Source organism: Fulvivirga sp. AWR4_260, from assembly GCF_056158185.1.
In genome coordinates, this window is sequence record NZ_JBSWSU010000015.1 from 3,168,893 (window position 1) to 3,186,769 (window position 17,877).

At 37.6% G+C, this 17,877-nt stretch carries 10 protein-coding genes; 2 read left to right on the top strand and 8 right to left on the bottom strand.

Translation table 11 applies throughout. The annotated features are described in order from the left end of the window. Window positions 1-2 precede the first annotated feature (2 nt). Window positions 3-1,604: a SusD/RagB family nutrient-binding outer membrane lipoprotein gene (locus tag ACXACQ_RS19620; protein WP_474977689.1), complete on the bottom strand. Its 1,602-nt coding sequence runs from the start codon at window positions 1,602-1,604 to the stop codon at window positions 3-5. Between the two features lie 27 nt (window positions 1,605-1,631). Next, window positions 1,632-4,880, bottom strand: a complete 3,249-nt coding sequence (locus ACXACQ_RS19625; protein ID WP_474977690.1) for a SusC/RagA family TonB-linked outer membrane protein — start codon at window positions 4,878-4,880, stop codon at window positions 1,632-1,634. 348 nt (window positions 4,881-5,228) lie between these two features. Between ACXACQ_RS19625 and ACXACQ_RS19630 the strand changes: the two genes are divergently transcribed. Beyond that, entirely contained in the window at window positions 5,229-6,293 is a 1,065-nt protein-coding gene (locus tag ACXACQ_RS19630; protein ID WP_474977691.1) for a LacI family DNA-binding transcriptional regulator, read from the top strand. A 14-nt stretch (window positions 6,294-6,307) separates the two neighbouring features. Here ACXACQ_RS19630 and ACXACQ_RS19635 read toward each other — a convergent pair whose 3' ends face one another. The 5 genes from ACXACQ_RS19635 to ACXACQ_RS19655 form a co-directional block, all read right to left on the bottom strand. Then, window positions 6,308-6,760 carry a hypothetical protein gene (locus ACXACQ_RS19635; RefSeq protein WP_474977692.1) on the bottom strand — a complete coding sequence of 151 codons (453 nt, stop codon included), beginning with the start codon at window positions 6,758-6,760 and terminating at the stop codon, window positions 6,308-6,310. A gap of 126 nt (window positions 6,761-6,886) precedes the next feature. Further along, the gene (locus ACXACQ_RS19640; protein ID WP_474977694.1) at window positions 6,887-9,004 is read right to left on the bottom strand and encodes an OmpA family protein; all 2,118 of its coding nucleotides are present in this window, start codon (window positions 9,002-9,004) and stop codon (window positions 6,887-6,889) included. Between the two features lie 5 nt (window positions 9,005-9,009). Beyond that, window positions 9,010-10,044, bottom strand: coding sequence for a PorP/SprF family type IX secretion system membrane protein (locus tag ACXACQ_RS19645; RefSeq protein ID WP_474977695.1), 1,035 nt, complete (start codon window positions 10,042-10,044; stop codon window positions 9,010-9,012). Further along, window positions 10,041-14,000, bottom strand: coding sequence for a PKD domain-containing protein (locus ACXACQ_RS19650; protein ID WP_474977696.1), 3,960 nt, complete (start codon window positions 13,998-14,000; stop codon window positions 10,041-10,043). Before ACXACQ_RS19650 ends, ACXACQ_RS19645 begins: the two co-directional genes overlap by 4 nt. A gap of 227 nt (window positions 14,001-14,227) precedes the next feature. After that, window positions 14,228-15,646 (bottom strand): carbohydrate porin, encoded by a 1,419-nt coding sequence (locus ACXACQ_RS19655; protein WP_474977697.1) that lies wholly within the window; start codon window positions 15,644-15,646, stop codon window positions 14,228-14,230. Between the two features lie 302 nt (window positions 15,647-15,948). Here ACXACQ_RS19655 and ACXACQ_RS19660 point away from each other — a divergent pair, with 302 nt between their 5' ends. After that, a complete protein-coding gene (locus ACXACQ_RS19660; RefSeq protein ID WP_474977698.1) occupies window positions 15,949-16,320 on the top strand; it encodes a DUF805 domain-containing protein in 372 nt (123 codons plus the stop codon). Window positions 16,321-16,369: 49 nt separating this feature from the next. On the opposite strand, the gene ACXACQ_RS19665 is transcribed toward ACXACQ_RS19660, so the two are convergent. Beyond that, window positions 16,370-17,842: a bifunctional metallophosphatase/5'-nucleotidase gene (locus ACXACQ_RS19665; protein WP_474977699.1), complete on the bottom strand. Its 1,473-nt coding sequence runs from the start codon at window positions 17,840-17,842 to the stop codon at window positions 16,370-16,372. Window positions 17,843-17,877: the final 35 nt, after the last annotated feature.

The following is a 17,877-nucleotide window of genomic DNA, read 5'->3' on the forward strand; positions in this document are numbered from 1 at the left end:
GATCAGTTTTTTACATCCCACCATACTCTGCCTGTCCAACTATCACCAGCGTCCATTCTGGCCACTGCGGCCTCTACATTCTCAGCATTGTATACATATTCGGTAAGCGAATACTGCATTCTTCTTGGAATTTCTCCTCCTGATTGGTTTTGTGTGGGCGCTATATTTGGGTAAGTAATATCGGGGTATCCTGATCTTCTCCAGTTAGCAAATGCTTCCTGACCATTCAATGCAAAATTTATCCATAGCTGATTGTTAATCATTTCTAATGCTCTTTGTTCATCTAAAGGGTTAGCACTCACAAAATCAGCCACAGCACCTTCATCAATGCTAGCACCATATACACTATATTGATTAACACCAGCCGCTAAAGCTTTAGAAAAGTGCTCCGATGCTGTACCATTAGCAGACCAGCCACGAAAAGCCGCTTCTGCTTGCCAAAGCTCCACTTCTGCGTAACTCATAACTACTGCAGGAGCATCTATGGCTGTAATTAACCTACTTGGCTGCAATAATTGATATTTACCTGCTATCGACTCTTCATTTCCATTAACCGTCACGGTAATGGCACTTGAGGGAGATGACTCACCTACTAGCATGCTGGGCTTATTAAACATGGGCGTATAACTTCCCAATTCCGCAAATACCTGATCAGTGATATCCACTCTCTCGCCAGCAGGAAAATAGCAAGCGGCTAATATCCTTAACCTTGGATCTGAAGTATCCACCAAATACTGGCCCAAAGTAGAGCAAATTCTAAATACACTTTCTGTGGTAGATCCTTGCATAAAGGTATAGGAATAACCATTTCCACCTTTGCCTCCACCACCAAAAGGAACATTGATATGCTGCATCACAGCCATATCAGCATTACTTTGCATCACACCTTTAGCAATAGCGGCCTCAGCTTGATCTTTTGCCTTTGTAGGATTTACCTTGGTTAACCTCATCGCCAAACGAAGTCTCAATGAATTACCAAATCTTCTCCACTTTTCGATATCTCCATTAAAATAAACATCTTCTGTAACCTTGTCCTTTGCTGGATCCAAGGCGGTAGTAGCCTCATCAAGCTCTTGAAAAAGATCATTATAGATATCTTCTTGCTTATCATATTTGGGCTTTAAAACCCCGGTAAAATACCCTTCTGCAGCTTCGAAATAAGGTATATCACCATACAAATCAGTCAATCGAGAAAAAATATAGGCCTTCATAATTCTCGATACAGCATTGATATTTACCATCTCTGGGTCTTCCGCTGTTCTATTCACCATATCTACTACATTGCGCACATCTCTTGGGTATTGCACATCCCAAGTAGCACTCATGTAAGCATCATTCTTCTTTCCTTTACCTCCATACTCTACGGTAGCATATTCTCCTGTCCAAGTCTGCATCCAATCAGAAGCATAAATGAAGCTATTACGCCATATTTCAAACCTTTCCCCCGTGAGGTTCATTTGAATAGTAGGCAGCATCACATTAGGATCAATGTCTGTAGAAGCTGTAGGATTAGTGTTTAAGTCTTCAAAATTATCACAGCTCCCTAACATGGCAGCAATGGATAATCCTGCTATGATTGTTTTAAATTTAGTTGCTAATTTCATTTGATTTAATCTTTAAAGCTGAGCTAATTATAATTTGATATTTAAGCTAAATCCATAGCTTCTTCGTGAAGGAATAGAGCCATATTCTAGCCCCTGGCCATTGCTATTGCTATAATTAGATTCAGGATCTACATTAGGCACATCACTATAAATGATGAATAAATTACGGCCTACAAATGATAAAGTAGCTTCTTTAAAAACATTGCCCAGCAAAGAAGATGGGAAAGTATAACCAATTACTAGTTCTCTCAACTTGGCATATGTAGCGTCATATATAAAAAACTCTGGAGAGTTGTTATACATACCATTCCAGTAACTCTGAGGGTTTACATACACGTCATTTTTTACATATTCGGGATTTTCTAACGTACCGATATTTTTAACGCCATTACCAATGTATCCACCCGTTGGTGTCCACTCTTCCTGAGATGCCCCCGCTTCTGCTCTTCTTTCTTCAGATGCATACCAACCTTCTCTTCCTTCTAAAGTATGCTTGCTGGTTCCGTTAGAATAGGCAAATGCATTACTCATAGAATATATATCCGCACCCACTTTCAGGTCTACCAAAACCCTTAAGCTAAACCCTTTGTATCTAAATGTATTGGTCAAACCAGAGGTCCAATCATAAACACCGTTACCTAAAACTTGCAAGCCCGCTTCCTCATCTACTACTGGCAAACCTGCTTCATGAATAATGTTACCTTGAGGATCTCGCTTGAATTTCTTACCTAAGATGGCGCCATAAGCTTCACCTTCTTGCGCAGCTACTATGGCCCCTGCCCAGCGTGCTTCTGCCAAGGCTAAAGTTTTCAAATCAGGATGAAGCTTCACTACCTTATTCACATTTTTAGCAAAATTGACCGTTACATCCCAGTTAAAATCTTCACTTACTATTGGTCTTCCGGTAAGCATCACTTCTATACCTTTATTTACTATTTCACCAGCATTCACTATGGCATAGTCATAACCACTGGTAGAAGGCACTCTCAATCTCAATATCTGGTCTTTGGTAGATGAGTGATAATATGACACATCTAGGTTGATTCGCTCATTTAAAAACCTTAAATCTGTACCAAACTCATATGAATAAGTTCTGGTAGGTTTTAAATCTGGATTAAGAAGATCAGTTCCACTAATTTCACCTAGAGGTCTACCCAATAATGAAAAGCTTCTAACACTGTATGTCTGGTTAAGCCTGTAAGGGTCAGTATCACCACCCACTTCAGCCCAAGAAGCTCGGATTTTACCAAACGATAGTTTATCTGTAGAATTGATAAAGTTAGAGAACACAAAACTACCTGATACCGATGGGTAGAGATAAGAATTGTTATTAGAAGACAAAGTAGAAGACCAGTCATTTCTTAAGCTGGCATCTAAAAAGTACGTATTTTTATAGCCTGTTTGCACTGTAGCAAATGCAGAATTGATTTGCTTACGGGTAATTAAGTATTCATTATTCTGGTTGATGAAATTCTGAATGGCAGCAATATCATCAACAATAATGTCAGAACCTGTAGCTAAAAAGCGCTCATATCTGCTCTTCATTATATTACCACCTACATAAGCCGAAATGTAAAACTCCGATGACAAGTCTTTATTAAACTGTAGCAAGGCCTGGAAGTTATTTTCCTTAGCCGATACGGTTTGCTCTTCTAGCGCACCAGATTCCCAAGTAGGCGTACTTTCTGAGTAGAAGTTACTGAACCTCATATTATAAAAATCTGTACCGGCTCTCACATTTAGACTCAACCAATCTGTGAAGTCATAATTAGCCTGAACGAAGCCCATCACTCTGTCTCTGGTAGATTCGTTGGTAATTTCATTGATAGACCAATAAGGGTTGATGCGATAAATGTTACCACCGTTCCAATCGTAGTAATTACCGTTTTCGTCTTTGTAATTTTCAGACAGCCATTTCTGGTTAAAGTTAGGAGCCAAGCCTATTAAGGCCAGCCCTACGTTATTGGCATTATCTGATAAAGCAGGTCTGTTGTTTACCTCTTCGTATACATAGTTTACTTTACCATTTACAGTTAACTTTTCACCCAGCTTTACTGAACCATTCAATAAAAAAGTATTTCTAGACATATCGCTATTAGGCACAATGTCTTTATTTCTCATATCGGAGACTGATAACCTCATGTTAGCAACCTCATTTCCACCCGTAAGCGCCACGGTATTGGTGAATGTTGATCCCGTTCTGAAGAAACTCAAAACATTGTCATCCACCGCACCGTAAGGTTTAATTTCTCCGTTATAAATAGGAATGCTTACGTTAGGGTCTAAATGTGCACCCCAAGCCACTTGAGTAGTTAAGCTTGCATCATTCTCATCTGGCAACTGACCATCGTAGCCCTGCCCATACGTAGTTTGGTAATCATCAAACTTAGAAAGCACACGCTCAAAAGTAGCGTTGCTAGTATATTCAACGCCTATTCCTTGCTGAGACTTTCCCTTTTTGGTGGTAATCAAAACCACACCGTTAGAAGCCCTGGAGCCATACAGTGCAGCTGCAGATGCTCCTTTTAATACAGATATGGATTCTACATCGTCAGAGTTTAAACTAGACAATCCATCGCCCAAATCATAACCACCCCATTTTCCTGCTGCACCCAACTGCGTATTCTCCATGGGTACACCATCTATAACATACAAAGGCTGATTATTTCCATCTAACTGCGAGTTACCCCGGATTACAACTCGGGAAGAGCCTGAAGGCCCTGAAGAAGGTAAAGAAACATCTACACCGGCTACTTTTCCAGAAAGTGAATTTATAACATTCACTTCCTTGGCCTGAGCCAACCTATCTCCATCAACCTGAGCCACAGCATAGCCCAGCGCCTTGGTCTCTCTCTTTATTCCTAATGCTGTAACTACTACTTCATCAAGCTCATGAATGTCTTGCTGTAGTCTTACTACAATTTTTGATTTCACCCCTACCGGCACTTCCTGAGTAGCAAAACCAATATATGAAAATACTAAAATATCATCAGGACCAGCTTCAATGCTATATTCACCATTACTATTAGTGCCGGTACCTGTGTTGGTGCCTTTTAATTGTACTGTTACTCCTGGTAAAGGAAAGTCATCTACTGCATCCATAACCACACCCGTAACTACAGTGGTTTGGGCACGAAGTTGCGTAATGGCAATTAAACACATGGCAGTGAAAATTAATACGCTTTTTATATTGAAAAATTTAGGGTAAAGCCAGGGAAATAATAAAGTACTGACTTTAACAGGGAGTAAATCCCTTAAGAGGTTAGGTTTTAACATGATTGTTTAAAGGTTGATTAAAATGTATAAGTATTAGTAAAATTTTGTACTTCTGAAGATTTTTTGAAAATCAATTTTTAAATGTAAACAAAACACTTAAAAACCAAATACAATTGTCAGCAAATCAGAAGGTTATCTTACCCTTTACTATAGAGGTCAATGTAGTGACGTAAGGTGAAAAATAAAAATATTTTTTACACTTGTGCGCGACAACGGAACTAATGTGTTCGCAACACATAAGTAAATTTTCCGGCTAAATCGTTTTCATAAAAATGTTTAAACACGAAATAATATTTTATGTTTTACTTTAACTGTGATTGATTATTTTTGATAGATAACCGATAACAAATGAGTAACAAAGGCAACATAAGAATTAAAGATATTGCAAAAATGGCGGGTGTTTCTGTCGGTACTGTAGATCGTGTATTACACAAGCGAGGTAGAGTATCAGAAGAAGCACGTAAACGCATAGAATCAGTATTAAAAAAAACCAACTACAAACCCAACTTAATAGCCCGAACACTTGGATCTAACAGGTCATTACAAATAGCTGTAATACTTCCTAATGCTTCTCAGGATGAATACTGGGCGCTATCACAATCGGGCATAACACAAGGCATAGAAGAATGGGCTCATTATGGAGTGGAAATTACCACTTTTGCATTCGACCTGTATGATGAAAACTCCTTCAAGTCAATAGGCATGGAAGCCCTAACGCAGCCCTTTGATGGTGTTTTAATGGCGCCTATATTTTACAGAGAGTCACAAGATGCCTTTAAAATATTAAAGAAAAAGGAAATACCTTTTCTGCTTTTCAACACCAACATTCCTGAAGCCAATCCTGTGAGTTTCATTGGTCAGGATTTATACCAAAGTGGGCGCGTAGCTGGTGAATTACTACACCTAGGACAAAAGAAAGACACCGAAAATATAGCTGTAATGCATATTTACGAAGATATTGACAACTCTGCTCACTTAAAAGCAAAAGAAAAAGGGCTTCGTGATTATTATGAAAACTCTAACAACACTATAGAAAGTCATCACCTTAATACTCCTGACCTGCTTAATTTAGAAAAGGAGTTAATAAGCATAGTAAAAAGGTCTTCAATTGATGCTATTTTTGTGTCTACATCTCAAAGCACGCACATTGTAGCCTCCATTTTAGAGTCTCATAATTTAGGGCATATACGTTTGGTTGGGTTTGACTTATTAGAGAAAAACGTAGAATATCTTAAAAACGGCAGCATTAATTTCTTACTTAACCAAAACCCAAAACGAATGGTAAAACTCGGCATTAGCCACCTTACCAACCATCTATTGTTTCATAAGGAGCTACCTCAGGAAGATTTATTTCCTTTGGAGGTAATTACCAAAGAGAATGTAGATTCGTATATAGACTCAAGAATACATTAATAAAACAGGGGCAACTACATGAATTGGGTACCGTCTAAAAATACGGTATACACTCGGGCATCAGCAGCGTAGGGTACTTTTTGCCCCTCTATTTTTATTTCTTTAACCTCTGCGTATGAACAGCAGTCTTTGGTTACTTTGTTGATACTAAGCACTAAATCATATGACTGATGCCCCACAAATAACTTCACACTACGGCTGGTTTCTTCATAATCTATACCATCGATAGTAATCTGATTGTTATTGATTTTATACTTACAGTTAACCGGAAGCGTATTTTTGTCTAAGCTAACCGTAGCCGCCTTTATAACACCTGAAGCCATTAGGTTATCTCCACTGTTAACATCCTTTAATTGAATAACTACTGGGTCAGCAGGTAGCGAGCAATCATTACACACATTATCATTAATACAACTTATCGAAATAAGTGGAAGTACAATGACAATATGTAAAAAGAGTCTCTTCATGAAGACAGGTTGCTATCTAATTTATAAGATAGCAAATCAAAAAATTAAAGAGAAATATTTTATGTTAATTAATGATGATCAAATACATGATTGTTGGTATAACCTCCTGCACTTAACTCCAAAATGTTAATTTTTAATCACCAGTACTTCTATTCTTCTATTGAGCGCTCTACCACCTTCATTGTCACTGCCATCGGGATTAGTATTTAGTGCCAAGGGTTTATTTTCTCCATAGCCTACAGCCTTAACTCTCATCGCATTAATGCCATGCTCTTCTAGATATCGTTTTACCTCATCAGCCCTATCTTGAGATAGTTTCTGATTAAAGCTCTCTTCCCCCTTACTGTCCGTATGCCCTGCAATTTCCACTTGCATATCAGGTGCAGCATTCATTATTTTCACTAGCATGTCTAATTGTTTGGCTGACATTTTACTGATGCTAGTTTTTCCAAATTCAAAGAAAACATTAGGAAGCCTAATTAAATCACCAGCTTTAGGTGCAGGAGTTAATCGTCCCAGTCGATCTATTTTAAACTGGTCAATGGCCATATTTTCTTCCTTATATTTTATCTCTGCCTCCTTTTCATCAATACTTACGGGCAGTTGGGTAGTAGTCTTAGAGGCTATCGGCTGCATGTCTTCTATAGCTTTATGTAACACAATAATTACACTATCTTTAAAATCATTGTTTTCATCAACAGCAGACACTATTTCAGCATTATACCCCTTCTTTTTGGCTATAATATTAAAAGGTTTATCTGCTCTATATTTTAGCTTAAACTGCCCATCTTCTGTAGGCTCTGGCATCCAGCTAACAGAATCTGGCACAAGCGACACACCTATTTCAGCATAAGGAATAGCCACCGAGTCAGTATTTACCACTATGCCTGGCAAGTTATAAATCAGTTTTTGATTAAAGTAATAAATATCATCACAACAATTTTGACCAAATGCAGAGGCAGCTCCATCTCTGTTAGACACGAGGGTTCCATTAGCACCACTTACCCTGTAAGAAAAATAAGTATCATCATAGCCAGAGTTAATAGCTGCACCTAAATTGGAAGGTCTTCTCCAGCTTTTTAAGCCTCCCGTAGAAGAAAACACATCGTACCCTCCCAAACCAGAATGCCCGTCTGAACTAAAAAACATAGTCTCATTATCAAAATCATAAAAAGGTGTAATCTCATTGCCTGCGGTATTAATACCACTACCACAATTTACCGGAGGTGCCCACCGCCCTACTCTGTCTTTTGCCGAATACCAAATATCTAGCCCTCCTTTTCCTCCTACTCTATCAGACACAAAATAGAGCACTTCTGCGGTGCTTCGCCTTCTTCTATACTCACCAAAAGTGGGCTGCGTACTAGTACTAGCTGCTTCATTTATTCCACTCTTTAATTTCTCTGGCTTAGACCAAGCATTATGTTTTTTATAACTGATATAAATAGCACATTTAATCTCATGGTTAGCATTTTCTTGACAGACACTAAATGCAAAACTCTTTTTGTCTTTAGAAAAATTGCCATTAGCCGTGTGCAAAAAATCATGATTATAATTAGCATCATGCTCAGGGGTGTTCCATCCTGCGGAAGACTTCCTGGCCCTATAAATATTATTTACGGGCATGAAATCACTATTTCTATCTACTACAAGGAGCGTATCTTCGTGCAGTGTAGTATAGAGTAGTTCGTTATCATTAACCCAAACGGGGCCAAAATCAGAGTAAGGAGTATTAACGCCTTCCTCCATTCTCTGTACTTCAAACTCCTTAAGGTACTGCTCACTCAATAAAAGCTCAGCATCTGTACATGACTTAATTTTAGCATTAGCTAACCTCTTCACCTGCCTAAAATTCTTATCCTGAGGGTGCATCCTCATTAATTCTAAGTAAACAATCTGCGCCTCTTTATACCGCTGTGTGGCCATAAGAGCATTGCCTCTATGGAGGTAGGTAATGTAATACTGATTTTTTAACTCTTTATCTTTAACTATTATGGAGTGAAAATGATCATACGCTTTTACCGCTTTTTTTAAATCTCTGGCCGCGTACAATGACTCTGCATATTTAAAGCTGGCTTCTATATTTTTAGGCGCAACTTTTAATATTTCTTCGTAGAGAACAATAGCTTGATAATAATTGGCCTTCTTAAAACTATCATTAGCCAACTTTAAGCTTACATCTTTTTGGGCATGGGCTGATAAAACCAAGCCATAACTAAGAATAAAAAATAATACTCGCTTCATTGACTTTAAAATATTCGGCACGGCACAGTATAGGTGCTAGCCTTGCTTTTCCTGATTCCTTTATAAATAAATGATAATTCAAAAACTCCCGGACGCGACAAATCCACGTTGGTTACTTCTGCAATCTCTTTTAAGCCCGATATTGAAAAATCGTAACTAACATGCACTTCAAAACCTTTATAATCTCCGCCTGCATATAAACTCACGTACTCGCTAAATTGAGTTAAAATACCTCCATCTAATTTAAAATTAACTTGCGGAGACACTAAATAATCTGCGACAACGCCTCCACTCAACTCTGTATCTTTTTGTTGAATATTCACCATCCACTTAGGCGAAAGCCCCAACTTGTCCGTTAGCTGATACCTTACACTGCCTGTTACCACTTTGTGATTCATATGGCTTGTATTCACACTGTCTGCAAAAAAGCCATTTGCAGGCTTAATCATGTTCAACCAACTTGCCCCTACAGAGGTACTCCACCGTTTGTTGATCAGAAACTTATAATTTAAGCCAAGCGTAGCATCATAATTAGAGAATTGATCATTAGAAAAAGACTCTCCATTAGGAATTTCAACATTGGAAGAAAAACCATCGAACTGACTTTCAAAAAGTAATTTACTGATATCTAAACTGTTATTAGAATAGTTAAACCCTGCTCCGGCTGAAAGTATATGCCTGCCCTGAAAATCTAAGCTATGATGGTAAGCTATAGTGGCTGCTACCTCCTGATGTTGAAGGATGTTTTGACCTAAATGATCGTCAAGCATATAAACGCCAATGCCCCAGCTATCTCCTGCACTAAAACCTCTATCGAACTTCCACTCTCCGGAGGCTCCAAAAGTGACAAACTCCGAATTAATAGCATTCCACTGCTTTCGATAAATACCAGATATCCTGTAATCTTCTTTCATGTTGGCAGTTACTGCAGCATTATAATAAACAGGAAAATTAAAAAACTGGGTAAACTTTACCTCTTGTATTTGCCCTTGTGCTGATAATGCAAATACTAATAAGCCAACTAATACAACAAACCTCATCTTAATAGTACCAGATTCTTTTTCATATTATATTTCTCTCCATATGCATCTTCAGCTTGCACATGGACTACATATGCACCCGCAGGCTGTGGTTTGCCATTGTACTTTCCATCCCAAATAGATTTAGGATTTCCGTTGCCATCAAATACAACCTGACCATGTCTGTTATAAATTTTATAAACCGGCACATCAGTTATACCTTGCTGAATCAACTTAAACTCATCGTTTTTATCATCTCCATTAGGGCTAAACGCGGTAGGAAAATCAATATATACATTTAAGTCAAGCTTCACTACTGCGGTATCTTTACAGCCATATTCGTTAGTCACAATATGAGTTAAAGGATATTTTTCAATCTGCGAATAGGTGTGAACAGGGTCCCGGTCATTTGATTGGTGACCATCTCCAAACTCCCAGTAATAATCTATTATATTACCTTCAGAAGCATCGTAAAACTGCATGGGTAAATAGGCCTGCACAAACTGCTCTGGAAGCTCTATTCTGGCATAAGGTGATGGTTGCACATAAACATATTGGGTAAGAGTATCTGTACAGCCTATTGTAGATGTAGCAACCAAACTCACAGGAAAATAACCAGAATTTTTATAGAAGAAAGCAGCATCTTTTGTAGTTTGACTACTGCCATCATGAAACAGCCATTGATATCCAGCGATTTCAGCATCACCTTTGGTGGTTTTATTCTCGAAAATCATTACAGATTTAGCGCAGATGGTATCGAAACTGAAGTCAATATGTGGTGGATACAATATATTAACGGTTTTCTCTTTTGTTTTTTCGCAACCACTAAATCTATTGATTACTGTAAACCTAACATTGTATGAGCCTCCTGTTTGAAAGGTATGAGTGGTCAAAGGCATAGGCATTGTACCTTCTATCAAGGCAGAGCCATCACCAAAATCCCAACGATAATCAGTAACATTCTCGAATGTATCAATAAAATCCTCTCTAAAAGCTAGTGGCTCTTTTGCGCATCCTTCCTCTGCTACAAAGTCTGGTATTACCACTTGATCAGACGTACCCACCAATGTTCTTGTGCTCACACAACCTAAATCGCTAGTAGCAGCCAAATCTATTTTGTAGGTAGATCTTAAAGGAAAACTGTAAGTGAAAGTATCATTTGTACTCTGAAAGGGAGGAGTGCTATTACGAACGTCAGTAATGGTCCACAGTACAGATGAAATAACGTCAGCTGAAGCGTAGCTAAATTCTGTAGGATCACCCTGACAGTATCTGTCAGGACCTTTCAATGTTAAATCTGGCAATGGTTTTACTAAAACATTGGTATCAAAATTAGCTTTACAATACTGCCCATCTCTAGTTAGGTCATTATTATTATATTCAATATTAAAGCCGATAGTATTATTGCCTTCCTTTTTAAATCTTTTATGTAATAGCTCATCGTTCCATGTAGTGTCTAGTTCATTGTAAACCCAGTACATAAAGTCTTGTTCACCTTTAAACTCGGGCATGATAAATGTTGCGGTATCATTTAAGCAAAATTCATTTAAAGCAGGGTTTATAGTTATATCTCCATGCAATGAAAATGCTTCTACAATCACACCGCTATAGTGGGTCATTGTATCAGTACACCCTATATCATCCTTAACTATAAATTCAATCTCAAACTCGTCCTCTTTAGAGAATTCATGTGACGGACTCTCTTCTGTAGAAGTATTATCACTAGACTCTGGATCTCCAAAATTCCAGCTATAGCTTGTGATCTCGCTATTCATAGAATACGACTTATTATAAAATTGTACAATATCTCCCTCTTCACAATAAGGGTCATATTCCATCCGTGCATTAAGTGGAAATCTAACAGAGATAGCATCTGAGGTGCGACACCCCAGTTCATCAGTAGCAAAGACCGTGTAATTTCCATCCTTATCAATGAACAAATCTTCGGTTTCTTCAAACCCAGGGTACCAGAAGTATTCAATTTCTCCCGTACCTCCTGACAAAATGTTGGTTTCGAGTAAGGTATCGGGATCATTGCAGACAAAATAATAGTCTTCTTGAAGAATTTGCACTAATGGAGAATCGTTGATATGGTGCATCCTTTTAACAGTATTGACACAACCATTTCGAGATACTGCCGTCACCTTAATTTCATAATCACCACCACTTTGGTACACATGTCTTGCCGTATAAAAAATAGAATCTGGTTCAGTAGTTACACCAAAACCATCTCCAAAACTGTAAGTAATCCTTATTAAATCATTACATAAGCCAACATCTTCAAAAACTGTAATGTCAAAGGCCATTAACGAGCAAATACCATTTAAATTAAAGTCAAATACTGGCGGCTCACAAATGGTGATTTTTCTTGTGGTTGTATTAGTACATGTAGGAGAACCATTATCAGTAACTGTAAACTTTACTACATAGGCTCCTGCCTGTGTATAAGTGTGAGTAGGATTTTCCAAGGTTGAAGTGGCTCCATCTCCAAAATCCCAATAATATTTTACTATCTCCTTATCGGAGTTCAACAACAGTGATTTATTAGTAAAGTCAACTTGCTCATTAATACAAAATGGTTTTAGAGGCACAAAATCGGCCATCAATTCATTATAAATAAGTGTAGAATCTAATGTGCTGCAGCCATTGCCATCTGTTACCTTAAGAAGATATTGTCCAATACCCGCATATAATGTTGGCGAAGTATCTCCTGAGTTCCATAAATATTGATAATTTCCGTCACCACCTTTTACTTTTGGGTCAAGCGTAAAGGCTTCATAACAAGCAGCAGACCTATCTTCTGGCAAGCTGTAAATGGGTGCTTGAAGTACATTAATTATAAATGTTTTTAATGTTACCCCCGGCTTAGGACAAGATAAATCTTTGGCCTCCATAATAATATAATGCACGCCAGCTTCTGAGTTATCAGGCACCCAAAAGATATTACCGCTTGGGTTAGTAGTACCATTTTGATTTATGCCTACCACGCTAGGACCATTCAACTGACGGAGTACTACATTCTCATTATCAGGGTCTGTAACCTCAAATGAAAGCCTTATTGTATCTCTGGCACAGAAAGCCAGTGAATCGGTGTTTTCTTTAATAAAATCAGTAAATACTGGCGCTTCGGTATTACATTCTTCGGCAGTGAATTGCATGGCACGCTTTACCCACCCTAGGCTCTGCTCCTCATCAAATTGCTCCACTTTAATATCAACAATACCATCTACTCCTAATGTGGGGGTAAAAGTAAGGTCGCCATTATTCTTATTTAGTTCGGCCTTACCTTGCATAGGCATAAAGTGCTCTTTATTATACCCAGAACTATATACCACGTTACTATTATAATTGACTTTAGGACTTTCAATAGTAAAATTGAGCTGATCTCCCTCTGGGTCATTAGCTGCTACGTTATAAACCTGCTCAATACCTGAACAAACATTTGCAGCAGCATAACTATTAAACACCGGAGAGGAATTACATTTACCATCTAAGTTATTAATGGAAGCTTCAATGAAGAAATCTTGCTGATCAGGAGCTACTATGGTTCCGATTCCTGAACTTCGAGAAGCCCTCCTCCAAAATAACCGCCAATCTTCACTTTCACCGTATTTACCTAGGTCTACTTGTCCCTGATAAATCACCTTTTTTACCCCACGTTCAGTGCCTCCATTACAGTTAGTAATAGCAGAGCTACAGTAAAGCTGTATTTCTGTAACAGACTTTTTGTAAATATTGACATTTAAGGGTTTAGATGCGTGAATATCCAGATCATTAGCATAAAACTGCAACGGATAATAATCTTCTAAGACTGCATACGAACTGCACTCTCTATAAATAACTAATGTAATATTGTACTTACCTCCTCCAATACAATCGTATGTAAGTTCACCGCCTATAATATGAGACGCTTTTACTTGAATTGAAGAAATAAATAGAAATAAAAAAAATACCGAAAAAAATAAATTCTTAGCCACTACATACAATTTTGAAACTGCAAATTAATAAAATTTAAATTGTATGTAAACCTGAAATTATTACTTTTAACTAATGTAGTAAGCTTAATTTAAAGCCTATGACCGCACAAAGTTTGTATAACCCGCACATAAAAAATTTAATATCAAGCATTTATATGCCAAAAAAGCAATCAACATGAGTTAATTACTTTTTGATCAATTTTTTACCCTACCGCCATATCGGAGGTCTAAAACCACCATTCTGATTTAAGAGCGAAATAATGTCCAAACCGTTTATGCCCAGAATCCACCAAATAAGGTGAATATTGATGCTGATATGCATATTTATTATACCATACAAATGAATACACAAACCTGAGGTGAGGCCTTGCATAAATTCCTTTTTCTCCTGAAGGAACCAATGTAGGGGCAATACTAAACTTAATGGCTTCGGCTTTAGGCTGAGTACCGTCTTTACGAACCTGATAACTCAACTCATTCATTAACATAAATCTAGGTTTTATAAACCAAGAAGTTCTAGCTCCAGTCACAAAGCTTTTCTTTTGATTATAAACAGAGTCTCCTGCTGCGTTCACACTTTTATTATCAAAAGATGACGCACCTCTACTCACTACTCCTATGGCATAAGTTTGCAAAAACAAGTTGGACCTCAACTTTGTCATAAACTCATTGGCACTATTCCATGAGTAAGCACCATTGAAAGTGGTATCTTTTTCATTATATGCTCCATAGGTGAGCCAAGTTCTTGAACTCGCCCCATCACCTCCATTGGCTATGCCTGTGCCGTACCTTACCGAAAAAGACAATTGAGAATCATCGTAATCTTTCTGAACTTTTGTGGTATACTTTGCCCCCAATACCCATCCATCATTAGACGGAAAAAGCAATTTATTGTCTTCCACTTGCTCAGCCTTTCCTATTCTATGAAACTCTCCTAATAACCTAACATTTGAGTTATCCGATAGCGCTACTTGATGTTGTAATGCAAGGATAAAACGCTGCCTCAGCGATGGTGCCAAAGATCCATCGACTAAATTATTATAAACATATGGAGGTAGATTTAATGTACTATCAGGGCTAGTAGCCAATAAAAATGAAGCCTCGGTATTTTTATATTTAACACCTACTCCCTGACCACTCAAGTCGTTAAAATAATAATAATCTGCTATATGAATATCATCCCCCCTGTTAAACTTGGCTCCCGCCCAAATATCCAGATCAGGCATAAATATATTAGTAGCTTCTACATAAACTTCAGGCAACACTAAAACCAAGTCGCTGATTGAATTGGTAGCGTTAAAACCTATAAATGTATTACTGCGCGAAAACATAGCCAACCTAGTTTGAACATAGATTTCGGGCTTTCTATCTGCAATTGAATCTAAATCAAATGGTAAATTATAACGCGTAGTTAATTCTACATAATCACCTTCTTCTAACCTTCCCCCTCTGCTACCCATACCATTCAGGTTAAAACTCCGACCGGGAGATCCGCCTTTTTCTGTAAAAAAGTCTACTCCCACCCTGCCGTACATGCCAAAAGTAAGGTTATCTCCTGTTAATACTTTTTGACTCTGCCCGGGTAGACTAACAAACAAAAGAGAAATACATAGAATTACCTGCAATGCCTTATAACGCTTCATCATATAGGTCCACTCAATCTTTAAAATCCTTAATTGAAATTAATGTAATAGGGTAAAAACTACATATTCCTCCTATTGTTTTGACCAATTGCGGTACTAGGCAAACCAACAAGTGCTAAGTATCTACTAGTAAATGTATTAGTGAGTAAAAAATTATAACTAAAAGAAATTTAAGATATAATTAAAAAAAATAGAGGTATTCAGATGCCAATTGAAAAAAATTATATATTTTACCAATGATTCAATGGTTACTTAAATTAGGACCATAGTATCTAGCTTTATTAATAATTAAACTTTTTTAACTTATGGAGTATTATGTATCTGTACTGAAAAACTATGCTAAATTTAATGGAAGAGCTCGCAGAAAAGAATATTGGATGTTTATTTTAATCAATTTTATTATAAGCCTGATTCTAAATTCACTAATTTATGTATCTAGCAGCCTTTCTTTTCTTAGCTCAATTTATTCTTTCATAATAATTGTGCCTTCTCTAGCAGTTGCCGTTAGAAGGATGCACGATGTGGGTAAAAGTGGTTGGTTCCTTCTTATCCCCATTTACAACCTAATATTAGCTTGTACAGAAGGTGATAGAGGTGACAATGATTATGGAAGTGATCCCAAGCAAGAAGACAATGAATTTGGCGATTCTAGTTTAGATGGCCATTTAGCAAAATAATAATAGAATTAGAAAAAAAAGCGAGCCGAGAGCTCGCTTTTTTTTTGCTTTAATAAGACTGATAATTATCACACCCCTCATAGTCAACCTGGTCTTGTTCCTCTAAATATTTAATAATTATTTCAGCAGTGGTAGACCCTATTAAATTAGCTCTGGCGTATGGGAAATAAGAATCAAATTGTGCAGGAATATAATCATTTACTGCCAAGGTTAATGAGTCTGCTTCAGGAAAAACATTGCCTTCATCATCAAGCAAGGCCAGCCCCCCATCAGCTGTACCAAAATGAGCCCCACTAATATAGTAACCTTCACCTGAGTTCATAAAAAATGTTTCCAATTCGCTAACTGCCATTTTAAAAATGGCGCATTGGTTACCAAATGGATCCATAGTAAACACTTCTCCATTAGTAATATCTCCTGCATTAAAGTTAGAGCGGATTCCTCCTACATTCTGAATGGCCAAATCGGTATTTAGATATGTTTTTAACGCATCAGTAAAAAAGCACCCCATTGCTCTGCTATTCATTGGTTCTTCAGTGTACCCTACCTTTTCACTAAAATCCATTTCCTTTTTATAAGCATCAACTTTAGCCTGAACAGTGGCATCATAACTTTCATATGCATTCAGGTCTATTTTTGTATCCGTGCTTTGAACTATTTCACCGTCTTTTATGAGCAGATCAAGCCTACCCAAATACACCAGATTACTAAGCGCTTGCACTACCGGAATATCATTAATAACTGTATCTACTTTAGCATGGGTGTGCCCTCCCACAATAAGATCGAAGAAATCTACATTTTGTGCTATGGCAAAATCAGAATAAGCACCTAAGTGACTCAGTAATATTGACAAATCAGCCTGAGTAGAGCCTTTAATATTGGTGAAATTATATATTCCCTGTTGAAATCGTGTAAATGAGATATCTGCAACTCGCCAAGGGTGAGTGGCCGGAATAATATCATCTTGCTTGCCATTGGTTTCTACAAACCCTGTTACAACCACCTTCAAGCCGTTTAATTCTTTAACTACATATGCTGACGGCTGAGGCAGTACCGAACCATTAGCATTAACATTTGCACAAATCCAATCAAACTTGCACTGTTGATATCGCTCTGCGAGTACGTCAAGGCCATAGTCAAATTCATGGTTGCCCAAAACTGCAACATCTACACCTATATCATTCATCAAATCAACTATAGGATAGCCTTTATCAGCATATTGATCTATCACAGGATTACCAGAAAAGATATCTCCTGCACAAAGGACCAAAGTATTTGTATTTTTCTTGATATGGTCAATGACATGTTTAACCTTTCCGAAATTATCGATTTTGCCATGAATATCATTCATGTAAATGATAGTTAAGGAATCAAAAGCCACGCTATCTGGCTGTTCTCCTGTAGGCACTTCTGGCAATGGTTCGGTAGGTGTATCCACTACTATTATGGAGGTATCATCCGAAGCACAGCGTTGATTAAGGAAAATACAAATCCCCACCAACCAAGCAATTTTAATATTCATTATCAAAAATATTTAATCTAACCACCCTTAATATA

Bases quoted from the DNA above. Each gene is read 5' to 3' on its own strand.
- ACXACQ_RS19640 (WP_474977694.1), bottom strand. From the start codon at position 9,004: ATGAAGCGAGTATTATTTTTTATTCTTAGTTATGGCTTGGTTTTATCA.
- ACXACQ_RS19635 (WP_474977692.1), bottom strand. From the start codon at position 6,760: ATGAAGAGACTCTTTTTACATATTGTCATTGTACTTCCACTTATTTCG.
- ACXACQ_RS19630 (WP_474977691.1), top strand. From the start codon at position 5,229: ATGAGTAACAAAGGCAACATAAGAATTAAAGATATTGCAAAAATGGCG.
- ACXACQ_RS19655 (WP_474977697.1), bottom strand. From the start codon at position 15,646: ATGATGAAGCGTTATAAGGCATTGCAGGTAATTCTATGTATTTCTCTT.
- ACXACQ_RS19625 (WP_474977690.1), bottom strand. From the start codon at position 4,880: ATGTTAAAACCTAACCTCTTAAGGGATTTACTCCCTGTTAAAGTCAGT.
- ACXACQ_RS19665 (WP_474977699.1), bottom strand. From the start codon at position 17,842: ATGAATATTAAAATTGCTTGGTTGGTGGGGATTTGTATTTTCCTTAAT.
- ACXACQ_RS19660 (WP_474977698.1), top strand. From the start codon at position 15,949: ATGGAGTATTATGTATCTGTACTGAAAAACTATGCTAAATTTAATGGA.
- ACXACQ_RS19645 (WP_474977695.1), bottom strand. From the start codon at position 10,044: ATGAGGTTTGTTGTATTAGTTGGCTTATTAGTATTTGCATTATCAGCA.
- ACXACQ_RS19620 (WP_474977689.1), bottom strand. From the start codon at position 1,604: ATGAAATTAGCAACTAAATTTAAAACAATCATAGCAGGATTATCCATT.